Source organism: Chitinophaga sp. G7 BAM 1005 (genome assembly GCF_057126945.1).
Map to the genome: position 1 here is coordinate 7154598 of NZ_CP181478.1, position 21511 is coordinate 7176108.

The 21511-nt window shown below is 42.3% G+C and carries 25 protein-coding genes and 2 tRNA genes; 18 read left to right on the forward strand and 9 right to left on the reverse strand.

Annotated features, from left to right (window positions below; all coding sequences use genetic code 11):
• Positions 1-89 precede the first annotated feature (89 nt).
• On the forward strand, positions 90-794 hold the full coding sequence (locus ACMXI2_RS28950; protein WP_483779357.1) for a porin family protein: 705 nt from the start codon (positions 90-92) through the stop codon (positions 792-794).
• A gap of 99 nt (positions 795-893) precedes the next feature.
• Here ACMXI2_RS28950 and ACMXI2_RS28955 read toward each other — a convergent pair whose 3' ends face one another.
• A complete protein-coding gene (locus tag ACMXI2_RS28955; RefSeq protein WP_079471649.1) occupies positions 894-1670 on the reverse strand; it encodes an enoyl-CoA hydratase-related protein in 777 nt (258 codons plus the stop codon).
• Between the two features lie 22 nt (positions 1671-1692).
• On the reverse strand, positions 1693-3678 hold the full coding sequence (locus tag ACMXI2_RS28960; protein WP_483779358.1) for a S9 family peptidase: 1986 nt from the start codon (positions 3676-3678) through the stop codon (positions 1693-1695).
• A gap of 135 nt (positions 3679-3813) precedes the next feature.
• Here ACMXI2_RS28960 and hflX point away from each other — a divergent pair, with 135 nt between their 5' ends.
• The 4 genes from hflX (at position 3814) to ACMXI2_RS28980 (ending at position 7238) form a co-directional block, all read left to right on the forward strand.
• Positions 3814-5004: a GTPase HflX gene (gene hflX / locus ACMXI2_RS28965; RefSeq protein WP_483779359.1), complete on the forward strand. Its 1191-nt coding sequence runs from the start codon at positions 3814-3816 to the stop codon at positions 5002-5004.
• Complete coding sequence (locus ACMXI2_RS28970) at positions 5004-5345, forward strand: Rieske (2Fe-2S) protein (RefSeq protein ID WP_429043491.1); 342 nt, start codon at positions 5004-5006, stop codon at positions 5343-5345. Before hflX ends, ACMXI2_RS28970 begins: the two co-directional genes overlap by 1 nt.
• 70 nt (positions 5346-5415) lie before the next feature.
• Entirely contained in the window at positions 5416-7038 is a 1623-nt protein-coding gene (locus ACMXI2_RS28975; RefSeq protein WP_483779360.1) for an ArnT family glycosyltransferase, read from the forward strand.
• 126 nt (positions 7039-7164) lie between these two features.
• Positions 7165-7238 (forward strand) — tRNA-Asn (locus ACMXI2_RS28980).
• A 122-nt stretch (positions 7239-7360) separates the two neighbouring features.
• Here ACMXI2_RS28980 and ACMXI2_RS28985 read toward each other — a convergent pair.
• The 5 genes from ACMXI2_RS28985 to ACMXI2_RS29005 all read right to left on the reverse strand — a co-directional run bounded on the left by ACMXI2_RS28985 (position 7361) and on the right by ACMXI2_RS29005 (position 10290).
• Entirely contained in the window at positions 7361-8296 is a 936-nt protein-coding gene (locus ACMXI2_RS28985; protein ID WP_483782418.1) for an ISAon1 family transposase, read from the reverse strand.
• 40 nt (positions 8297-8336) lie between these two features.
• Entirely contained in the window at positions 8337-8660 is a 324-nt protein-coding gene (locus ACMXI2_RS28990; protein WP_483777571.1) for an ISAon1 family transposase N-terminal region protein, read from the reverse strand.
• 590 nt (positions 8661-9250) lie between these two features.
• Positions 9251-9592 (reverse strand): hypothetical protein, encoded by a 342-nt coding sequence (locus tag ACMXI2_RS28995; protein ID WP_483779361.1) that lies wholly within the window; start codon positions 9590-9592, stop codon positions 9251-9253.
• A gap of 278 nt (positions 9593-9870) precedes the next feature.
• On the reverse strand, positions 9871-10119 hold the full coding sequence (locus ACMXI2_RS29000) for a hypothetical protein (RefSeq protein WP_483779362.1): 249 nt from the start codon (positions 10117-10119) through the stop codon (positions 9871-9873).
• A gap of 3 nt (positions 10120-10122) precedes the next feature.
• Entirely contained in the window at positions 10123-10290 is a 168-nt protein-coding gene (locus ACMXI2_RS29005) for a hypothetical protein (RefSeq protein WP_483779363.1), read from the reverse strand.
• Positions 10291-10389: 99 nt separating this feature from the next.
• On the opposite strand from ACMXI2_RS29005, the gene ACMXI2_RS29010 reads away from it, so the two are divergent.
• The 9 genes from ACMXI2_RS29010 to ACMXI2_RS29050 all read left to right on the forward strand — a co-directional run bounded on the left by ACMXI2_RS29010 (position 10390) and on the right by ACMXI2_RS29050 (position 17556).
• Positions 10390-10629 carry a helix-turn-helix domain-containing protein gene (locus ACMXI2_RS29010; RefSeq protein ID WP_483779364.1) on the forward strand — a complete coding sequence of 80 codons (240 nt, stop codon included), beginning with the start codon at positions 10390-10392 and terminating at the stop codon, positions 10627-10629.
• Positions 10630-10788: 159 nt separating this feature from the next.
• Complete coding sequence (locus ACMXI2_RS29015; RefSeq protein WP_483779365.1) at positions 10789-11241, forward strand: hypothetical protein; 453 nt, start codon at positions 10789-10791, stop codon at positions 11239-11241.
• Positions 11234-12508, forward strand: coding sequence for a hypothetical protein (locus ACMXI2_RS29020; RefSeq protein ID WP_483779366.1), 1275 nt, complete (start codon positions 11234-11236; stop codon positions 12506-12508). Before ACMXI2_RS29015 ends, ACMXI2_RS29020 begins: the two co-directional genes overlap by 8 nt.
• 87 nt (positions 12509-12595) lie before the next feature.
• On the forward strand, positions 12596-13600 hold the full coding sequence (locus tag ACMXI2_RS29025) for a HipA domain-containing protein (protein WP_483779367.1): 1005 nt from the start codon (positions 12596-12598) through the stop codon (positions 13598-13600).
• Positions 13593-14273 (forward strand): HIRAN domain-containing protein, encoded by a 681-nt coding sequence (locus tag ACMXI2_RS29030; RefSeq protein WP_483779368.1) that lies wholly within the window; start codon positions 13593-13595, stop codon positions 14271-14273. The genes ACMXI2_RS29025 and ACMXI2_RS29030 overlap by 8 nt, the downstream gene beginning before the upstream one ends.
• 332 nt (positions 14274-14605) lie before the next feature.
• A complete protein-coding gene (locus ACMXI2_RS29035) occupies positions 14606-14893 on the forward strand; it encodes a transposase (protein ID WP_483779369.1) in 288 nt (95 codons plus the stop codon).
• Positions 14894-14916: 23 nt separating this feature from the next.
• Positions 14917-15732, forward strand: a complete 816-nt coding sequence (locus ACMXI2_RS29040) for an IS3 family transposase (RefSeq protein WP_483782421.1) — start codon at positions 14917-14919, stop codon at positions 15730-15732.
• Between the two features lie 337 nt (positions 15733-16069).
• Positions 16070-16708, forward strand: a complete 639-nt coding sequence (locus ACMXI2_RS29045; RefSeq protein WP_483779370.1) for a type IV toxin-antitoxin system AbiEi family antitoxin domain-containing protein — start codon at positions 16070-16072, stop codon at positions 16706-16708.
• Positions 16705-17556 (forward strand): nucleotidyl transferase AbiEii/AbiGii toxin family protein, encoded by an 852-nt coding sequence (locus ACMXI2_RS29050; RefSeq protein ID WP_483779371.1) that lies wholly within the window; start codon positions 16705-16707, stop codon positions 17554-17556. The genes ACMXI2_RS29045 and ACMXI2_RS29050 overlap by 4 nt, the downstream gene beginning before the upstream one ends.
• 268 nt (positions 17557-17824) lie before the next feature.
• Here the strand turns inward: ACMXI2_RS29050 and ACMXI2_RS29055 are convergent, their stop codons facing one another.
• Together ACMXI2_RS29055 and ACMXI2_RS29060 are read right to left on the reverse strand one after the other, a co-directional pair.
• Positions 17825-17944, reverse strand: a complete 120-nt coding sequence (locus ACMXI2_RS29055; RefSeq protein ID WP_483782422.1) for a hypothetical protein — start codon at positions 17942-17944, stop codon at positions 17825-17827.
• A gap of 110 nt (positions 17945-18054) precedes the next feature.
• Positions 18055-18237: a hypothetical protein gene (locus tag ACMXI2_RS29060; protein ID WP_483779372.1), complete on the reverse strand. Its 183-nt coding sequence runs from the start codon at positions 18235-18237 to the stop codon at positions 18055-18057.
• A 194-nt stretch (positions 18238-18431) separates the two neighbouring features.
• On the opposite strand from ACMXI2_RS29060, the gene ACMXI2_RS29065 reads away from it, so the two are divergent.
• The 4 genes from ACMXI2_RS29065 (at position 18432) to ACMXI2_RS29080 (ending at position 21476) form a co-directional block, all read left to right on the forward strand.
• Positions 18432-18505: transfer RNA gene (locus tag ACMXI2_RS29065), tRNA-Asn, on the forward strand.
• Between the two features lie 99 nt (positions 18506-18604).
• Positions 18605-19294: a dTMP kinase gene (gene tmk, locus ACMXI2_RS29070; protein ID WP_483779373.1), complete on the forward strand. Its 690-nt coding sequence runs from the start codon at positions 18605-18607 to the stop codon at positions 19292-19294.
• Positions 19295-19524: 230 nt separating this feature from the next.
• Positions 19525-20694 (forward strand): glycoside hydrolase family 76 protein, encoded by a 1170-nt coding sequence (locus ACMXI2_RS29075; protein ID WP_483779374.1) that lies wholly within the window; start codon positions 19525-19527, stop codon positions 20692-20694.
• A 68-nt stretch (positions 20695-20762) separates the two neighbouring features.
• On the forward strand, positions 20763-21476 hold the full coding sequence (locus ACMXI2_RS29080) for a hypothetical protein (protein WP_483779375.1): 714 nt from the start codon (positions 20763-20765) through the stop codon (positions 21474-21476).
• Positions 21477-21511 lie beyond the last annotated feature (35 nt).

The following is a 21511-nucleotide window of genomic DNA, read 5'->3' on the forward strand; positions in this document are numbered from 1 at the left end:
TAAATGTTTTAGCAATACTTTAACGGATTGTCTTTACAATCATTCCATTATATTTGCCTAATATTCTTTTTCCTAAGTATGTATATTATATGAAGAAAATAATTTTTACCCTGGGTCTGATAGCTGTTTCTATTGGAGTTTTTGCGCAGGAGGGCGGCTCACCGATGAATAAAGCGGTTAATAAAGTTACCCATTCCAACGACTTTTTAATGGTACAGTTGTCATACGATGGCTGGGCGGGTGCGCCTGACAGTATTAAGAGCGGCCTTAACAGGGGTTTTAATATTGCCCTGATGTACGACTTCCCGTTTAAGAAATCCAAACTGAGTATGGCAGCGGGTTTAGGTATCAGCACCAGTGGTGTTTACCTGAAAGATCATACGATGGACATCCAGGGAAAGCTGAATCCTAACCAGGTGTCTTTCCCTACTTCCACAGCTAAAAAGAATAAAGTGGCTACCACTTACCTGGAAATTCCTATTGAATTAAGATATCGCAGTGTGCCGGACAACGCCAACAAGGGCTTCAAAGCCGCGGTGGGTGTGAAAGTAGGCGCCCTGGTGGATGCTCACACCAAAGTAAAATATACCGGCGCCAATGGTAGCAAGGATATTGATAAAGATGCCAACAGGGGATTTTTTAACCCGTGGCGCTTTGCGGCTACTGCCCGTGTAGGATATGGTAACTTTGCCTTATTTGGCGCATATTCCCTGAATCCATTGCTGAAAGACAATGCCAACAATAACCTGGATATCAGACCTTACCAGATCGGTATTTGTTTAAGCGGATTGTAACAGCCTCCGGGCTTTTATATAGAGAAAACGGCCCGGGTTTAACACCTGGGCCGTTTTTTTATTATGAGATGATCAGAGCGACCTCTTATCTTTTACCGGTTACTCACCTTTGAATACGGGCTTTCTTTTTTCGAGAAAAGCCTGGATCCCTTCTGCGTTATCGGCGGAGTTGCCGGCAATTTCCTGGCAATAGGCTTCGTATTCGAGTACTTCATCCAGGTTATCCGTCATGCCTTTGGTGAGCATTTTTTTCATGAGTGCAATGGCTTTCGTAGGTGCGGCAGCGTAGTAAGCGGCTTCCGCCTGTACGGCGGCATCCAGTTCGGCAGCGGGCACCACTTTGTTTACCAGTCCCAGTTTCAGTGCTTCCGCCGCGCTTACTTTACTGGCTTTGGTAGCCAATTCAAAGGCCCGGTGGTAGCCCACTGTACGGGGCAGGAAGTACGAAGAGCCGGAATCAAGCACCAGCGCGATGTTCACAAAAATTTCTATCATGGTGGCTTCCTCGCTGGCAATGATCAGGTCGCAGGCCAATGCGAGGGAGCATCCTGCGCCGGCCGCCACGCCATTGAGCCGGCAGATAACCGGCTTGGGCATATTGCGGATGGCGCGAATGATCGGGTTATAGCGTTTGTGCAGCGATTCGCTCAGGTCGCGCTTTCCGGCCTCCATAGAGGCCTTTAGGTCCTGACCACTGCTGAAAGCTTTGCCGGCGCCTGTTAACACCACCACTCGCACTGCCGGGTCTTTTTCTGCTTTTTTTAATGCGTCCTGCAGCTCATAGCTGAGCGGGTCATTGAACGCATTGTATACTTCAGGTCTGTTTAATGTGATGGTAGCAATACCATCCTGAATATCCAGTAATAAAGCAGCCATGATAATATGGTTAATAAGTGATTTACAGGGTTTCTTTCAGCCAGTTAAAGAATTCGCGCTGCCATACAATGGCGTTCTGCGGTTTCAGTACCCAGTGGTTTTCTTCCGGGAAATACAGCAGTTTGCTTTTAATGCCTTTCAGCTGTGCCAGCTGGAATGCCTGCAGGCCCTGCTCAATAGGAACGCGGAAGTCGATGCCCCCCTGGATAATAAGAATGGGCGTATTCCATTTATTGGCGTATTCACTTGGGTTGAAATGTTTGTAGCCGTTGGCATTGGCAGCATCCCAGTAAGCGCCGATATCCCAGTTGGCAAACCATAACTCTTCGGTGGTGCCGTACCAGCTTTTCAGGTCAAATAAACCGTCGTGTGCAATAAAGCTTTTGAAGCGGTTTTCGTGCACGCCTGCCAGCATGTATACGGAATAACCGCCGTAACTGGCGCCTACAGCGCCCCGGCGTGCTTTGTCCACATAGCTTTCCTTGCTCACATCATCAATTGCGCTCAGGTAATCGCGGATTGGTTGTCCGCCCCAGTCCTTGCTGATAGCCGCATTCCACGCTACGCCATGACCCGGCATCCCTCTTCTGTTGGGAGCCACCACGATGTAACCCTGGGATGCCATCAGCTGGAAATTCCAGCGGTAGGAGTAAAACTGTGATACGGCCGACTGCGGGCCACCCTGGCAATACAGCAGGGTAGGATATTTTTTAGCAGGGTCAAAACCCGGCGGGAAGATCACCCAGGTAAGCATGTCTTTACCATCGGTGGTTTTTACCCAGCGTTTTTCAATTTTGCACATGCCTATTTTATCGTAGGCCGCTTTGTTTACGGTGGTAAGCGGGGTAAGGGCGCCCTTTTGCAGATCTACTGTAAACAGTTCCGCTGCATGGTTCATATCTGTGCGGGACACTACCAGGGTGTTACCGGATTGTGCCAGCATGTTGTTGATATCGAAGTCGCCGGTGGTTACCTGGCGTATATGCTTCTCCGTTGTCTGGGCGATATTTTTCTGCAGGGAAATTTCCAGCAGTTGCTCGGTGCCTTTTATTACGGCGAGGAAGTATATTTTTTTCCCGTCGTTGCTGAACCGGGAGGAAGCGGCGGTGCCATCCCATCCTTTGGTAAGGTTGGTGATAACGCCGGTGGCGTGGTCCATGATGATCACGTCATTTTTATCTGCTTCATAGCCATCGCGGGCCATGCTTAGCCAGGTGAGGTATTTGCCATCCTGGCTGAAGGTGGGCGCCACATCGTAGCCCATCATTCCTTCGGAAAGGTTGCGGGTAGTTTTGGTATCCAGGTTATATTCGTAGATATCTGTATTGGTGCTGATAGCGTAATCTTTCCCGAATTTCTTCTTACAAACATAGATCACACTTTTTCCGTCGTGGCTCCAGATCATATCTTCAGGGCCACCGGAGGGCATTTGCGGGCAATCGTAGGGTTCTTCCGCCATAATATCTACGGGAGTGCCTACTTCGCCATTATTGTAAGTGGCATAAAAAACGTGCGAGAAATTACCATCTTCCCAGGTATCCCAGTGACGGTAGTTCAGGTTATCGTAGATCTGTACATTGGATTTCGGAAGATCCGTGTAATGATCGCTGCCGGAGATCTTCTTTACTTTTACTTCTTTCGAAAACAAAATATGTTTCCCGTCGGGAGAAATGCGGATATTCTGCATCCCGCCGTCTACGTTGGTTTTCTGCACCGGATCGGAGCCATCGGCATTCATTTCATACCACTGTTCTTTCAGGGAGAAACCAATTTTATTGCCGGGTAATACGGCTACATCTCCTTCTGCGCCGGGAGTTTGGGAGAGCTGCTTTGCAGCGCCGCCTGCCAGCGGGATAGCATAGAGGTTCTTCTCGCTTTTGTTCTCTGTCATATTGATCTGAGATACGCTATAGATAACGGTTTTGCCGTCAGCACTCAACGCCTCTCCACTCACCCGTCCAAGTTGCCATAGCAATTCGGGTGTCATCTTATCCTGGGCTACAGCCATAGTTGATATTAATAGTCCTGTCAGTAAAAAAGGTTTAAACATGATATCGAAAGGTTGTTTTGGATCGGGTAAATGTAGGAAGAAATGGCGTAGCGATTAAATTCTCTGTAAATTTGCTCCAAATTCTGAAATAACTTGATTGACAAAAAACAAGTAGTACAAAAAGAGGAAAGAGCCGTTATAGTTGGTGTTATCACCAAAGACCAGACAGAGCGCCAGGTGAATGAATTCCTGGATGAGCTGATGTTCCTGGCGGAAACGGCGGGGGCTACGGCTGTTAAGCGCTTTACCCAGCGGCTGGCACACCCCGACAGGGCTACCTTTGTTGGTAAAGGTAAGCTGGAAGAAATCCAGCAGTTTATTGCAGGGAGGGATATATCACTGGTTATATTTGATGATGAGCTTACCGGCTCACAGATTGCCAATATTGAAAAGGTGCTGAAAGTAAAAGTGATCGACCGTAGTGACCTGATCCTGGATATCTTTGCCCGCCGTGCCCGCACAGCACAGGCAAGGGTACAGGTGGAACTGGCGCAGTACCAGTATATCCTGCCACGTTTGCGTGGTATGTGGAGTCACCTGGAAAGACAGGGAGGCGGTATCGGCAGCAGGGGGCCTGGTGAAACGGAAATTGAAACGGATCGTCGTATTGTAAAAGACAAAATAGCGCTCCTGCGTAAACGCCTGGAGGATATCGACCGTCAATCCCTTACCCAGCGTAAGGAACGCGGCGAATTTATCCGTGTGGCACTGGTAGGTTATACCAACGTTGGAAAAAGCACGCTCATGAACCTGCTCAGTAAAAGTGAGGTGTTTGCAGAAAACAAACTGTTTGCTACCCTGGATACCACCACCCGTAAGGTAGTATTTGATCAAACGCCTTTCCTGCTCAGCGATACGGTAGGGTTTATCCGTAAACTCCCCCATCACCTGGTGGAAAGCTTCAAATCCACGCTGGACGAGGTACGCGAAAGCGATATCCTGATTCATGTGGTAGATATCTCCCATCCGCAGTATGAAGAGCAGATTGAAGTGGTGAACCGCACACTGCAGGAACTGAAAGCGTTTGAGAAGCCCACCATTATGATCTTTAACAAGATGGACCTGTACGAGGCCAACACCTTTGATAAATGGCTGGAGCCGGAAATTAAACAGGATATCCTGGATACCCTGAAACAGGACTGGGAAACAAAAACCCAGGGGAACTGTGTATTCATTTCCGCATTGGAAAAAAGGAACATCGAGGAATTGCGCAAAACCATCCTGGACAAGGTAACCCAATTGTACAGGGAGCGCTTCCCCTATAAAACCGAATTCTTCTACTAATGGCCAAAGAATATTCCTGGTATAAATTAGAAGAAGGCCGTTTGCCCTTTGCAGAGAAAGAGATCAGCGTAATGGAGGTAAATGGCAAGAAAATTTGCTGTACCCTGCACCAGGGACAGCTTTTTGCCTTTGCATATAAATGTCCGCATGCCGGTGGCATTATGGCCGATGGAGTGATAGATGCCGCCGGTAATGTGGTATGCCCGCTGCACCGTTATAAGTTCAGTCTTAAAAATGGGTACAATAGCAGCGGAGAAGGATACTACCTGAAAACCTACCCTATAGAACAGCGTGAAGACGGGCCCTGGCTGGGCATGGAGAAAAGTGGCTGGTTCTGGTAAAACAATTATCTTTTTGTTAAGAGTGATCGTCATATTTGAAGTAACCGGCAGATGCCTGTAACTTTTCGCTATGCTGTCTACAACTGTTACACGCTCATTTGTTCTCTCTGAGAAGCAAGTATGGCTGCTCATCACCGCTATGCTGGTACTATTGCAGTTTAGTGCCCTTTTTGTACCCATCCTGGAACCCGACGGCGCACTATATGCCGGTATTGCCAAAACAATGGTGATAAAACACGACTACTGGAACCTTTATGCAGATGGTCACGACTGGCTCGATAAGCCCCACTTCCCTTTCTGGATGGCGGCTATCAGCTTTCAGCTCTTCGGCATCCACACCTGGTCTTATAAGTTGCCTGCCATTCTTTTTTTGCTGATGGGCGCCTGGTATACCTACCGCTTTGCGCTTCATTTATATGATGAAAAAATAGCCCGCTGGGCAGTGTGTATCCTGCTCACGGCGGAACATCTGGTTATTTCCAACAACGATGTACGGGCAGAGCCTTATCTCACCGGGCTGATCATCGCGGCAGTATATCATTTCTACCGCCGCGGTATCCTCCTGGGCGCCCTTTTTACGGCCTTCGCCATCATGACGAAGGGGTTGTTCGCCCTGGTGCCGGTTTGCGCCGCTATTGGCGGCCATTTGCTGTTTACGCGCAACTGGAAGGAGCTGTTCCACTGGCGCTGGGCGCTGGCAGCAGTATTAATAGCGCTTTTCATTACGCCGGAGCTGTATGCACTGTACCGGCAGTTCGACCAGCACCCCGAGAAAACCGTATTCGGCGCCACCGGCGTATCGGGCATCCGCTTTTTCTTCTGGGACAGCCAGTTTGGACGCTTCATGAACACCGGTCCTATCAAAGGCTCCGGCGATCCGCTCTTCTTTTTTCATACCCTCCTGTGGGCTTTCCTCCCCTGGTCGGTGATGCTATACGCTGCGGTCATCATCTTTATAAAAAAATGGAAACAGCAAAAGGAATATTACTGCATCTGCGCAGCCCTGGCCACTTTTGCACTGTTTTCACTTTCCCGGTTCCAGCTGCCGCATTACCTGAACATCATCTTTCCTTTTTTTGCGATCCTTACCGCACAATATATTTTATCGCTGCAAACAGAAAAAGGGCTGAAATTTTTCCGGGTGACGCAGTACACCATCATCATCGTGATAGCCGTTGCCGGCGTGGTAATCGATCTCCTGTACAAGCCGGCTATGCATTACGCGTGGCTCCTGCTGGCCGCGGCCCTGCTCCTGCTCTACCTCCTGTTGCACTACTGGCTGGATAAATCTACCCGGCAGGCGGTATTTTACCGCACCATTTCCATCAGCATTTTACTGAACCTCTACCTGAATACTATTCTGTACCCCGATATGATGCAGTACCAGAGCGGAAGTACAGCCGCCGCCTACGCCAATACACATCTTCCCGGTAAAAGCATAGCGCTGTATCAGGCGAATTCCTACGCATTCGATTTTTATATGCAGGCGCCGGTGTTACGCTCCGATTCCGCCACTGCACTCATTTTTACCACCCCCGATGCAGTGGCCTCCCTGCAACAGCAAGGATATACCTGCACAGTGATCCGGTCGTTCCCGCATTTTTATGTGAGCAAACTGGATTTGCCTTTTGTCCGCAAGGCGACGCGGGCGGGCGCTTTAGGGGAAAGACAGCTGGTAGCGGTGAAAAAATAGTATTGTTTAATCCGCTGTGGTGGCGGGGTTTTAAATTTTTTCTCAAAAAAATGAAATAAGATTTTGCAAAAATGAAAATTTACCTATTTTTGCAATCCCAAATCGCGCAAACGATACGGGAAACACTCCTCCTTAGCTCAGTTGGTTAGAGCATCTGACTGTTAATCAGAGGGTCGCTGGTTCAAGTCCAGCAGGGGGAGCACTACTAGACAAAGGTTCAGAATTTTCTTCTGAACCTTTTCTTTTTTCTCTTAAACCCTTACTGGTTCTAAGTAAGAGATCAACAGGGATCAAGTTGAAAAGTTGGGGGATAGTGTAAATTTTAAGCATACAGTTTAGTTAATCTATAAAGAAAGAATTCCACATCCCGTACCCCTCTTAGGGCGTTTCTAAAGGACTTTATTTTTGCATTAAAAGATTCGGCAGCGGCGTTAGTAGCCCTGTTATTGAAGAAGTTGAGGATGCCCAGATAATGAGTTCTGATAGTCCTGGCAACGGTTTTGAAGGATAATATCCCCGCTTCCTCTACGTCATTATACCACAAAGCCAGTTTCTTAAATGCTTCTTCTTTACACTTGCAGTGCTTATAAACCTCACCCCATCGAAGGGATAGCTGGTAAGATTTATGAATAAGAGGATAGTTACTAAACAAGAGCTCCGCTCTCTGCCGCTGCTCCCTGGTCCATAGCCTGGGATGTTTAAATAGCAAATATCTGCTTCTGGCTAACAGCTGCTTAGCGGTGTCGCCATTGGGTAGCTTGACAGGCTCATATTTTACTGCTGTTCGTTTTGCCTGTTCATATTCCAGGTTCTCCTGTTCCAGAGCCTCCCAACGATGTTTTATTCTTATTTCCTGTACCGCTTCAAAAGCCAGGTGTTGTACGTGGAAACGATCTATTACCCGGTGAGCATTAGGGAAACAGGCTTTTACTGCCTTATTCAAACTGCCGGACATATCAACAGTGACTTCGTGTACTTTCCCGCGAAGACGCTTAGGAATTTTAAATAGAATTTCTTTCAGAAATTCAGACTGAGTACCCTTGATCATAGCCACTATTGAGCCTTTACGTCCTTTAGCTAGCTTATTAGTAACGATGGTATACAGTTCTCCACTTGAAAAGGCTGTTTCGTCTATGCTTAAAGTGGTGCCGATATTTTGCTCGAATAGCATCCATTCACAAGCGTGTTCCTTTTGATCCCAGGTTGTAAAATCACTAAGATGATGCTTGTATTGCTGGCCTAACTGTTTTCCGTCTATCTGATAGAAATGGCCTAATTGTACTGGGCTTACAGGATATTTATCTAAGTAATCCTTTTAAAAAAGCACCGAACTCTGGAGTCATTCGCGTGCCTTTTTTTACTATTTCCCAATCTCTTGTTATTATTTCTCCATCCTCTAAAACCTCCCACCGCCGCCGCTTGGCATGTAGGGTGACCCTTTGACCACGTATAGGAAAATCTTGAATTGCAATTTCTGAGAAGAAGCCTTTGGAGTGTGCTTTTTTATGCTGATGTTCTACTGGAATCTTATTCTTTTCCTCCAGATATATATTTATACCCTCTTGGTCCTGGCTTGAATCTATTAAGTCAAAATACTCTAAAACCCCTGCGGGTAATAGCATCTCTACAAGTTTACGAAAGTTCTGATCCATGTGCGTCGTTGGCTAATCTGCTGCAAAACAACTATTTTCTACGCTATCCCCCAACTTTTCAACTTGATCCATCAACAGCCGGGGTATAAGTGGGAGTTTGATAAGTATTATTTTCAAAAATTAGCTTGTCCTCCAAAATCACCCCTAGAATTCTCCGCTTAATTTCAACATTGCTGTTCTTATAAGCCTCGGAAAGATTCTTTAAAAGAATTGAGGTCTTAGCCAGATAGTTTTTGAATTGATGCTTCATATTACCCGCTAATGTTGTTTTCTGATTAATTAGGTCATTAATGTAGCCATCTAACCTTTTTCTGGTGCTATTATAGACGTCCGCTGGAATCCGTTCATTAATGTAGTCATCTTCCTTATTGCTCCGCTTCTGCTCATAATCGACTATCTGCTTATTAATATCTTTAAGCTGATTTTTTATGTTTTGGAACTGCTACCTTTGAGTGGACATATAGTTAAGCTCTTTCCTTAACTTTGATTACAATGAGTAAAAAAGAAAGAAGGAGGAATTGTAATCAGTTTTACCTTCATAAATTTTTAAGTTTATTGTTTTAAAAAAATATTTCTTTTGTTCCAAAAACCCCATCATTTGTAAGGTTTAGTGATAATTTGGAATTGGATTTTAAATAATCAGATACTCTTGCATTAGAATCGAATTTCCTATCTTTCTCAATAGCAGAGCCTTTCTTGATAGTGGAGCCATCTATTTTTAATTTAATCACCTTGATACTTTTAGTGAAAATTAATTCAATGATAACTTCAATTTTCTTCTGACTTTGTTTATCTAATAGCTCCCATCTATCTATAGAACTATTACATGAATCACTCTGAAACCCTTTATTGACATATGTTTCATTGTAAAATTTTTCATTCAATACTTTTTTGTTTCTCATTTATTTTTTCTGCGATTTTGATAAAGGTGATGGAGGAAAAAATAGAAAAGAAATATTTTGACTTTTTTTTTGAACTTTATTTTTAAAAGGTTTCTTAAAAAAATTTGTTTTTTATATTTCGTATAGTGGCTGTGGGTTTGAGCTTGGAAAGAAAATATGTATAGTTTTTATTATCAATACATCATTAGAATTAATGATTTTTGGAAAAGGAAATAATAAAAAAGCCGTTAGATAAATAACGGCTTTGAACATTCACATCATACATTAAGAAGCATAAATTAACTACTAAAAATGCCAAACTTAAATTCATACATTAAATACATCATGTTAATACAGGTTAATATCCATCCAGCTATTCTTAGCCCTTTACCTTTTAGACTCTCATTCTCTTTAAGTCGATAATAAGAAACAATACCGGCAATAAAGCCAACAGGAATAAACAGTATAGGAAGAATAGCAAAACCTCCTAATCCCGCTGCAAACGTTATGATCACAAATGGATCTGTTTTCTTTTGTTCTTGTTCCATAGATTAATTGATTTTTGAAACGGTTCTAACGCTACCGTTGGGATATTGCGCTATTGCTATTTTTTTTGCCTCAAGATCAGATGTGGCTTCAATAATTGGAGTAATGGTACGGGAAAAGCCATGACTGTCCTTAATTACTACCATAACGGAGAATTTGTATGTGGTTGCCATATTTAGAGGTTTTTATTGTCACAAATAAAATACACATACCTGTATGTGTGAAATATTTTTTGGGACAATGATTCTTTGTGGAACTAAAAAGTTCCATCAATGGCTGAAACCTTGCATAGTCGTATAGAACAGTATGTAATAGATAAGGTAAAAGAGAAAAGAATAGAGAAAGGCTATTCTCAAAAGGAATTGGCCTATATGCTTGATGTATCGGTTGGTTTCATTGGAGATGTAGAAAATCCGAAATATAGAGCCAAATATAACCTTAATCACATAAATGAACTCGCTAGAATATTTGAATGTTCTCCCAGAGAATTCTTGCCAGATACACCTTTTTGATTGAAGGGAATTGGCTTGTGTATAGCGACTGAAGTTTTAGAAGATTGAAAATGTCAAGATAATTATTTGTGCAATAATGGAATAAATCTTATATTAAGGGACTCTATAACCGTAACCACCCCTAAAATGAATATTGACTTGAATAACGTAAATCCCCCTATGACATTTGAGAAGCTTCATCAGGATACCAGTTGTAATTGCATAGAAGATAGCTGCTTTGAAGATGCGCAATCTCATTGGGGCATCAAGACAAATAAAGAATTTCTTAGAGAAGCTGATTTTCGCTCAAAGCATGAAAAAGGACAGACAGAGGAGGGAAAGACCTATGATTGCGGCGAGTTGTGTTCACTAAAAGGCGTGTCAATGAGTATTATTAAAAATAGTGCGCAAGATCATAAAGAGAATATCCTCAAGATATATAAGCAACTTTTTCCATCATCACCCAAATACAAGCCGTACTTAAGTATTATAAAATTTAAAGAAGGCTTGGGGGTCATTAAATTTACCCCCTTAGAGAATAATCCTTTGCATCATGATTTTTATAAATGTGATGTCTTTAATCATTCTGAAGTGGAATTAATTGAATCAATTTCATTAGCTGGCAATGTTTGAAGTTAAGCCACATAAGGTCATCATCAAGGATTTACATAAAATTGTAAATAATTATTCTCCGTTGGTAAATGATGGAGAATACGATGTGATATATACTGGCACTAATGCCTATGGTAGCCAAATTTTAGGAGTAATCATGTTTGATGATGATGACAATTCCTTTCTGCGATTTATTCATACATTGGTTACAGACAAGCAATATGGTGACTATGTCAATAGAAAGATTTCTTTGCGCAGTATACTCGAAGAAAATAAATCCGTTTTCCTTGTAGACAAAAAGTATAATGGTTCAGAGATTGCCGTAAATATTGCGAGCTTAGAAGAAATACCAGAAGAATTTTTGCCACTTGAAAACTCATATTGTCCTGATTTCCTTCTAACATCGACTTTCAACTATGCGGTAAGTTTAAAGGGAAATTTGGCTGATTTGCATTTAGCTGAACCTGAAGATGTGAATAATGTGAATCACCATATATCATCATTTATAAAGACTGCAACGGACTTCATAAATGATTTAGCATTAACTAGAAGGATATATGTGGAGGCTATGGCAGCAGGGAGTTTTAAAATAAATTTTAAAGTAGAGATAAGCCATGTAACGGCTAATTCTTTGTTTAATGTATCCTTAAATGATGTAAGCTTGTTCATGACCTCATATTTCAAATATGTTTTTGAAAAATTACCTAAAGAAAATGTGGATGCACTTAAATCTGCTGAAATTAAATCGGAGGACTTTAAAGGGTTAGAACAAGCATTTCATTCCTTACATAATTCTGCCGGAAATCTGCCTGCTGCTGGGGTTGAACAGAAATTGATAGATAACATGAATTATGCAATAGAAAATTTAAAAGATATCCACTTTGGGAGGAGCTTTAATCGTATTGAATTTATTAATTATACAACTTCAGGAGCTGAAGTTCCAACTGGCTTGATAGATGAGAAATATTATGAATCGGTAAGTGACAAGTTCTTTCCTGTGGAAAAAGTGAATAAGGAAGATATAGTAGAAATAGATGAATATCCTAAGGAATACTTAATTCAAGTATATTCTCTTAATAAGGAAACTGGTAACGGCTGGGCTTATCTAAGCGTAAATAATGGAATACAAAAGATTGGTCTGCATTTAAGAGGCCGACCTAATTATCAGAATACAGTATTTACTCATAATATGGATGAAATAGAACCTCAACTAATGAATATAAAAGCAATAGCTAAAAGAGTAAATGGACATATAAAGGAGATAACCTATACATTTGATAAATTGTAGCATGATTGATTGCTGGTAGTAAAATTCAAGCAATAAGCTTAATAGCACCAACATATGTTTCTAACGCTTTTCACATAATAATTATAAATGGCGCAATTTTTTGACATTTCTGATTGGAGCGAATTTTCATGGTTCAATACGGGTGGAACACGCGCTAAGAAATTTGTTCAATCACCCAATGGAGAGTTTTATTACTATAAAAGATCGCAGTACAAATCAGCGACTTCAACTAAGCCAGGCAAAGATTTTAAATATGAGTTTTGGAGTGAGATTATAGCTCACCATGTTGGCGTACATTTGGGATTTAATGTACTGAAATATGATATCGCATATGATGGATCAACTGTAGGCTGTATAAGTAAATCCATGGTGAACCCTGAAAATCAACATTTTTTAGAAGGAATCAGATTTCTTCAAGGATATAATCCTAATTATGACCCAGAAAATAAGGCCCATAGGAGTTTGTATAATTTTCAAGCCATAGAAGCAGCTTTGGACAAGTTCGCAATGGCAAGATTTAATAAAGATATCGTTGAAACAATAATTTTTGATTCTATTATTGGGAATGGGGATCGGCACCAAGAGAATTGGGCTATAATATTAGATCATACCGCAATTCCAAATGCTTTAAATAGATTAGCTAATCTACCCCAAGATGAGCGAAAAAATATTGATAAGAACACCCTATTTGAGCCATCGAGCATGGTTTTTGCTCCAATCTATGATTCAGGAAGTAGTCTTGGACGAGAACTTACTGAAGAAAGAGTGCATGAACTATTACAATCAGAAGTCAAATTAAATTCCTATATTCAACGAGGCTTGGCTGAAATACACTGGAATTCAGATAAGGTATCCCATTTCAATTTATTACAAGAACTTCTGCATTCTAGACACGATTTCTTTGTTTTGAGTGTACTAAAACGGGTATTTAATATAGATTATGCCAGTTTTATATGTGAAGTGATTGAAGACATAGATACGGAAGTACCTGAATTTCTGAAAGAGCACAAAATTCCCAAACACCGGAAGGAATTTATTGCTAAACTAATTATCACAAGGATAGATGAATTAAAGAAGCTATGCAATGAATGAATTTGATACCATATACTTGAGTTGGAGAGCTGGCCAAGGGTCACGCCGATTTATTGTTGGAAAACTCCGCCGACTAATAGAATCCAAAGACAAATACGAGTTTAGCTATTTTCCACAAGAGATAGAAAAAGCGTTGGAATTTGGATTTTCACCATATACAGAGTTCCCTGATATCAATATTGCTTATACCGGCAATGTGTTAGATGTTTTCGCGCAAAGGCTAATAAAAGCAGAAAGACCGGATATTCAACGGTTTTATGATTTTTGGGAAATAAAAAGCACATATGCAAATGATAAATTTTATTTATTAGGACATACCCAAGGCCTATCACCGACTGATAACTTTGAATTTTTAGCAGATTACAACCCTACAGAGAATTTAAGTTTTATTACTGAATTAGCTAGTCTATCAAAACAAAACCTTCCCAGCGATACAATATCTGTTGGAGATATATTAGATTTTGAATTTGAGAAAGACAACTTGTATGATCCTAATGCAATTAAAGTTTTTAAGGATAATCGACTTCTCGGATATATAAAACAGGTGCATTGTCGTTTTTTTCACAAAATAGAATCCGATAGGATTGTATTAAATGTAAAGGCTATTGAAAAAAATGGAATAATAAAACGTGCATTTGTTAAAGTTAGTATTAAAGACAGCAATAGTAATTAGCTGAATTCTAGGAATTAGGCATGTATTGGGGTATCCCTTATTTAGCGGTTTAACTACAGCATCCCTAGTATATTTCAACACTATTATCCAGCGGTAATTAAGCTGGTGCTAATTGTTCTAAAGCCACTGCCAGTGCATTTAACTTTTTCAGGCTCTCATATAAAGAGTTTAATATTAGTCCAGTAGACGGAGCGAAAAAATAAAACATTTAAAAGGTCGCAATAGCGGCCTTTTTTGTTTTTTGCCAACAATGTGCCAGCAAGGTGTATAATGGTCCCCGAAAAAAGGTCCGGTATTTAAGATAGAAAAAATCATCTTAAATTGCCAAAGTAATGACTAAAAAGAGCAGACGTAAATTTACCGGGGACTTCAAAGCAAAAGTTGTATTAGAAGCCCTGAAGGAACGCAGCACAATTGAGGAGCTGGCGAAGAAGTATGAGCTACACCCAACACAAATAAACACGTGGAAACGGGAAGCTGCCGCGAAATTGGCTGGAGCATTTGACTCTGACGCTCCCACCAGCAATAGTGAAGACCAGGAGGCACAAATGGAGAAACTATATGCCCAAATCGATCAATTGAAGGTGGAGAATGATTTTTTGAAAAAAAAGTTGCGGTGAAGTCACTAGTCTCTCGTAGAAAAATGATTGAATCTTCAAATCCATCAATAAGTATTCGTCAGCAATGTCGACTATTGAGTTTGCATCGTAGTGGATTATACTACCAGCCGCTTGCAGAAACGGAGGAGAATCTGACAATAATGCGCTTGCTTGATGAGCAGTACTATAAGACTCCATTTTTCGGGGAACGAAAGTTAAAGATCAGGTTGCGTGGCCTGGGATACTTCGTCAACCGCAAGCGGCTTGGCCGCTTAATGAAGCTAATGGGCTGGGAGACGTTATATAAAAGACCTGGTACAAGTGATCCGAATACATCACATAAGGTATACCCCTATTTACTTAAAGGGTTAGCGATTACGAGGGCCAATCAGGTATGGGCAACGGACATTACTTATGTGCCCATGCGTAAAGGCTTCATGTACCTTTGTGCGGTAATTGATTTGCATACCCGGTACGTAGTAAATTGGAGTGTCAGCAATACGATGACCGCAGACTGGTGTAAAAGCGTAGTTGAAGAAGCGATAGCGACAAGTGGTAAACCTGAAATATTCAATACTGATCAAGGGAGCCAATTCACCAGTGAAATATTTACCAGCATCCTGAAAAAGCATGAAATACAGATCAGTATGGATGGAAAGGGAAGAGCGATTGACAATATTTTTGTTGAGAGGTTATGGAAAAGCGTGAAGTATGAAAATATTTATTTGAACGTATACGAAGACGGAGTAAGTTTGTATCAAGGATTGCAACAGTACTTTGAGTTTTATAATACAGAGCGCTTCCATCAATCACTGGGATACAAAACACCAGCGGATCTTTACAGAAAGATTGCTGCCTAGCCCCTGACGGGGCTTATGCTAACAAAACAGATGCGCAGGCGCATCCATTTTGTTAGCACTTGAAAAAGCTTAGATCTACAAATTATCGGTCCTGACATTGGGGACCATTATAATTTTACCTTGTTTTTCTAACGCCCGGTCGCTTGGTAATTTCTTCGGGTCATCCTCTGGCTTTCACCTTTTTTCTTCAAACCGTTCTCTCACAGTAATGTATTTGTAAAAAATTTATGATTAAATCGGTTAATATCCGATTTGTTAGTGGGTTTTCAACATGTAGTTGTTAATTTTTTAGACAAAAATCGGATTATTTCCGATTTTTGCATTAAATTCTTACAATATGAGATTCAAGGATGCCGTATATGAATACGCGGAAGAGCCACTCACCAGGCAAATCATGATGGATCTGTTAAAGGATTTCAAACGTCCAAACGACAAAATAAATGAGTTGATCAAAAAAGGAGAATTGACAAGCATAAAGAAAGGGCTATATGTGACTGGACCTAAAATCAATATTGCCAGGCCCGAACCTTTTCTAATAGCCAATCACCTCTGGGGACCAAGCTATGTATCCATGGAAGCGGCCCTTTCATACTGGGGATTGATTCCCGAAAGGGTATTTGAAATCAGCTCCCTTACTACCAAAATATCGAAGATGTATAAAACTTCAATTGGTAGATTTAGTTACATGAATGCCCCATTACCTTATTACTCCTTCGGGATTAAAAGTGTTCAACTTACTCCCAAACAGGTTGTTTTAATCGCCTCTCCGGAAAAAGCGATTTGTGATAAAATAATTACAACATCTGGTATAATTCTACGTAGCTCCAGGCAAGTACGGGAATATTTGGTTGATGATCTAAGAATAGATGACGAGAAATTGCACGAACTTGACCTGGTGGCTGTTAGTTCCTGGATCAAGGATGCACCCAAGAAAGAAAGCTTATCTATGCTGGTAAAAACAATCAAGAGCTTATGATAAAGGAATGGATTCAGGAATATAATCCTCAAAATAAAGAGCAAGCGGAATCCGCATTGCGGGAAATCATGCAGGAAGTCGCCCTGGCAGGTTTACAAAGAACAGGCTTTTTTGAGAAAGCAGCTTTTTATGGTGGTACTGCCCTCAGAATATTCTACGGTTTAAACAGGTTCTCTGAAGATCTGGATTTTTCCCTGCTTGAGGTAAACCCGGACTTCTCTCTTGAGTCATATTTTGAAGGTATCATCAAGGAGTTTGAGGCTATTGGAATGAAAGTAAGCATTAGAGAGAAAAAGAAAACCAATCAAACGAACATAGACTCCGCATTTCTAAAATCTGAGACCGTTTGGAAAGAGCTGATCCTTGACGGAATTATACCACAAGCAGGGGTACAAGCTTCTCCAAGCATAAGGATTAAAATAGAAATAGATCGTGAGCCTCCTCTTGGTTTTGAAACAGAAGAGAAGCTATTATTGCGCCCCTTCTCTTTTTATGTGAAATGCTTTACGTTGCCGAACCTCTTTGCCGGGAAAATGCATGCATTGCTTTTTCGAAAGTGGAGAACGAGGGTGAAAGGCCGGGATTGGTACGATCTCGAATGGTATATCAAAAAGGGTACAATACTTGACTTGCATCACTTTCTACTTCGTGCGCGGGATACTGGTGATTGGACTGACGACACCATCACCCAAGATCAATTGATTGAATTATTAAAAGCAAAAATCGATGCTGTTTCCTTTAATAGTATCCGGGAAGATATTGTAAGGTTTATCCCAGATGCTTCTGTACTTGACATTTGGAGTCCCCAATACTTTAAAGACCTGGTCGATAAGCTAAAGACAAAGTAAGCCGTTAATTATTCCTGCAATGAAAGGCCATAAAATGAAATAGTCACATTACGTTGGGAGAAATAAATGAGGTACCAAGAAAGTCTCAAATGTAGAACAACACAGATGGCCGTGTTGGAATCTCTAATCTGAGCCACTTTTTTGAAATTGGCTCAGATTAGCAAACAGCCTTCCAGGCGATCAATTGATTCACGATTTATGAATACCGTCAGAAACCGGGATAGTAGTCTTTAAAAGCCACTACCTTCAGTGAATATTCCATTTTGACCTACTTCTCGAAACTATCGAGGTAACTCTCTGTAGTCTTCATTCTGGTATGACCCAGTGATTCCTGGATAAACTCCGTACTTAGGCCAGATTTTTTAAGGATAGTCGGGAAAGTATGCATGGCCACGTAAGTAGTCACTTTTTCTCAATGCCTGGTTTCTTCCTGATCTTGGCCATCCAGTCATTGTATATGAAAATAAGTGTAATGCTAATTATACTTCAGCTTAATAGTCACTTTCCAAATCCCTTCTTTAAGAATAGATATGTCAAATCAATAATTGAAATAGTCGCCATTGATTTCATCAACACCTGCCCTGCTACGAATGGCAGCGGGAGCCCGGCTATTTCCAGCTCCAGGAGATCCGGGAATTCAGTGTATTTGGTAGGATTGTTCAGACCGAGGTTATTCTCCACATGGAATTTTAGTAAAGAAACATAGCAATTCTCTTATACAGGTCCGCCGACAGCATCCCTCCCGCCGGAACGATTTATACATCACCCAATAAAAATCAATATAATCTGCACATTTAATCAAATATTTAACTAGATTTGCCGCCGATGTTTACAAAAAGGTGATCATCTTCACTTGAATAGGCTTATAGTCATATTCCTCCTTAGCTCAGTTGGTTAGAGCATCTGACTGTTAATCAGAGGGTCGCTGGTTCAAGTCCAGCAGGGGGAGCGAAAAGAGCCTGGTAATTTTACCAGGCTCTTTTTATTTGAAGCCGTGCAATAGCCACGAAGTATTTTCTTTAACTTCCGGATTAACAATCGTTCCATAATGGATAAATTTATAGCGGTAGAAGGTTTAGATGGCGCGGGGAAGTCAACGCAGATAGACCTGCTGACAAAATACCTCGAGTCAAAAAATGAGAAGACCAAATTTATACACTTCCCCCGGAGCAACCAGGGTGTGTTTGGAGAACTCATTGCTAAATTCCTGCGCGGCGAATTCGGCGACGTGAAAAACGTACACCCGCAGCTGGTAGCCCTGTTGTTTGCGGAAGACCGTAAAGAATTTGCGGTCACTATCAACCAATGGCTGAGCGATGGTTATTTTGTGCTGGTAGACAGGTACGTGCTGTCAAATATTGCTTTCCAGTGTGCTAAACTCCATAGTGAGGACGAAAAACAATACCTGCGCAACTGGATCAATGACTTTGAATACAACTATAATAAGATCCCCAAACCCCGTTTCTCCATTTACCTGGATGTACCGTTTTCTTTTACAGAGTCGGCACTGGCTAAAAGACGCGCAAACGAAGACAGGGAATATCTCCAGGGAAAGGATGATATCCACGAAGCAGATTTCTCCCTGCAGCTTGCTGTGAAAAAGGAATATGACGCGCTGTTAACAGCCGATAAAACCATTAACAGGATCACCTGCTATAATGAAGCCGCACAGATGCGCCCGATACAGGACATTCACGAAGAAATTATTCAGCTGGTCAATAGCCAGGTGCAGTTATAAGATCCCTATTTTCGTGTAGCCATCCCCGCTAGCATCTCCTGAAAAATATTTTCACCGGTTGTAAGTAATTACCGGTTATTTACCTGTCCTCCTATGTGAGCGCCTGCGCCAACCCGGTTCCACTGTTATGAGCGCGCAGGCTCTTCCCCTATTGCGTTATACGGCTTTATATACGACTGGCTGAGCACATTGAAAAACTGATATCTTTTTATTCCACAAAACTGAAAAACATGAAAACTCAAACGCTTTTCTACAGCACCTGCATGGCAGTGCTCTTCCTGGCATTAGTGGCTACCGGCTGTAAGAAACCGGAAATGATCAAATCTTCCGGAAATACCCTCAAAAGTACCACCTCCAACGGGGTAACAATTAACTCCGTACAACCCGTGAAATCTGAAGCACTGCTGGCTATGCAATGCTACAATAACGCATTTTATCACCAGTACGGCGCCTATGGCCCTTCGTTTAAAGCCTACTATTATTCGGATGTAAACCAAACCGGCCGGATGGATTTCTGGCGGCAGGCAGAAGCCATCGAAACACTGATTGATGCATACAACATCAACAACGATGCAGATCTCAGAAACAAGATGGTGTATCTCTACAACGGCATGCGGGACGCCTATGGCCTGCTCTGGACCTCCAACATTTACAACGATGACGTAATCTGGGGCGCATTGATGTGTATCCGCGCTTTCCAGATCACCAATGACGGCGGCATGAAAGATATGGCCAAAAACAATTTCGATATGGTGTGGAACCGCGCATGGGATACCAACCTCGGCGGCGGCCTTTGGTGGACCACCGCCAACAATACCAAAAATGCCTGCGTAAACGCGCCCGCAGCCATTTGCGCCATGTACCTCTACCAGGCTACCGGCGACGCCTCCTATAAAACCAAAGCCAAACAAATTGTCGACTGGATGGTGACCAAACTATATGTGGCCGGCACCGGCGAAGTGAAAGGCGCCATGAATGCAGCCGGCATAATTACTGAAGGAGCCCGTACCTATACACAGGGCACCTTTATCGGCGCCTGCAGCATGCTCCACAACTCCTACCCCTCCGATAACTACAAAACAATGGGAGCTAAAGCAATGGACTATACGAAAATCAGCATGTGCAATGCACAGGGCCTGCTGCCGGATGAATACGACACTGATGACTGCCAGGGCTTCAAAGCCATCTTCGCCCGCTGGGCCTGCAGGTTTGTAAAGGATCATAGTTATCAAAGCACTTACGCTGCCTGGCTTAACTACAACGCGGCGGAAGCCTGGAACTACCGCAACTCCAATGGTTTGATGTGGGGCCAGTGGTGGCACAGAACCCCGGACAACTACGTGAACTCATTTGAAACCACCTGCGGCGTCGCTATGATGAACGGCGTTTGGCTGTTTTAGTTTCCAGCTTTTGTTTTTATTGCGGGAGATAATTAATTTGTGTGAAAACAAACCCCTACCTAACGGTTATGATGAACACAAAAAGAATCGCACTGCTGTTGCTCGTAATATTTTCAGGCATCACCACACAGGCGCAATCCCTGGCGGATATCGTTAATAAAAACGTGGCGGCACTCGGTGGCCCCGAAACATTGAAAGCACTGAAAAGTCAATATGCAGAGGGCACAATGGAAATGCAGGGAATGAATTTCCCCTTCAGAAGATGGGTGTTGCAGGACAAAGCCATGCGCCTTGAATTTACAGCTATGGGTACCACCAACATCCAGGTGTTAACAGATAGAGGAGGTTGGGTGCAGTTGCCTGTAATGGGTAAAACTAATCCGGAAGACATGGACTCCGCCACCATTAAGGCGATGGGGAAACAGCTGGATCTGACCGGCGATTTTTATCGTTACAATGAGAAAGGCAATAAGCTGGAACTGCTGGCGCCCGACACGGTGAATGGAGCTAAACTGGCGAAAGTGAAAGTTACCTATACTAACGGGAACGCCACTACGTGCTTTGTAGACCCGGTAACAGGTAATGTGCTGAGAACATCCAATTCACTGGAAATTCAGGGGCAGCAGATGGACCTGGTAACAGACATCAGCAATTTCCTGAAAACGGCCGACGGCTATACTTATGGCACCGCTATCCTGCAGGACCCTGTTGGTATAAAAATCAATATCGCCAAACTGGAAAATAATGTACCGGTAGACGAAAGCATCTTTAAAAAGCCATAAAAAATTAAAAGGCTGGTCTTTTGCGGACCAGCCTT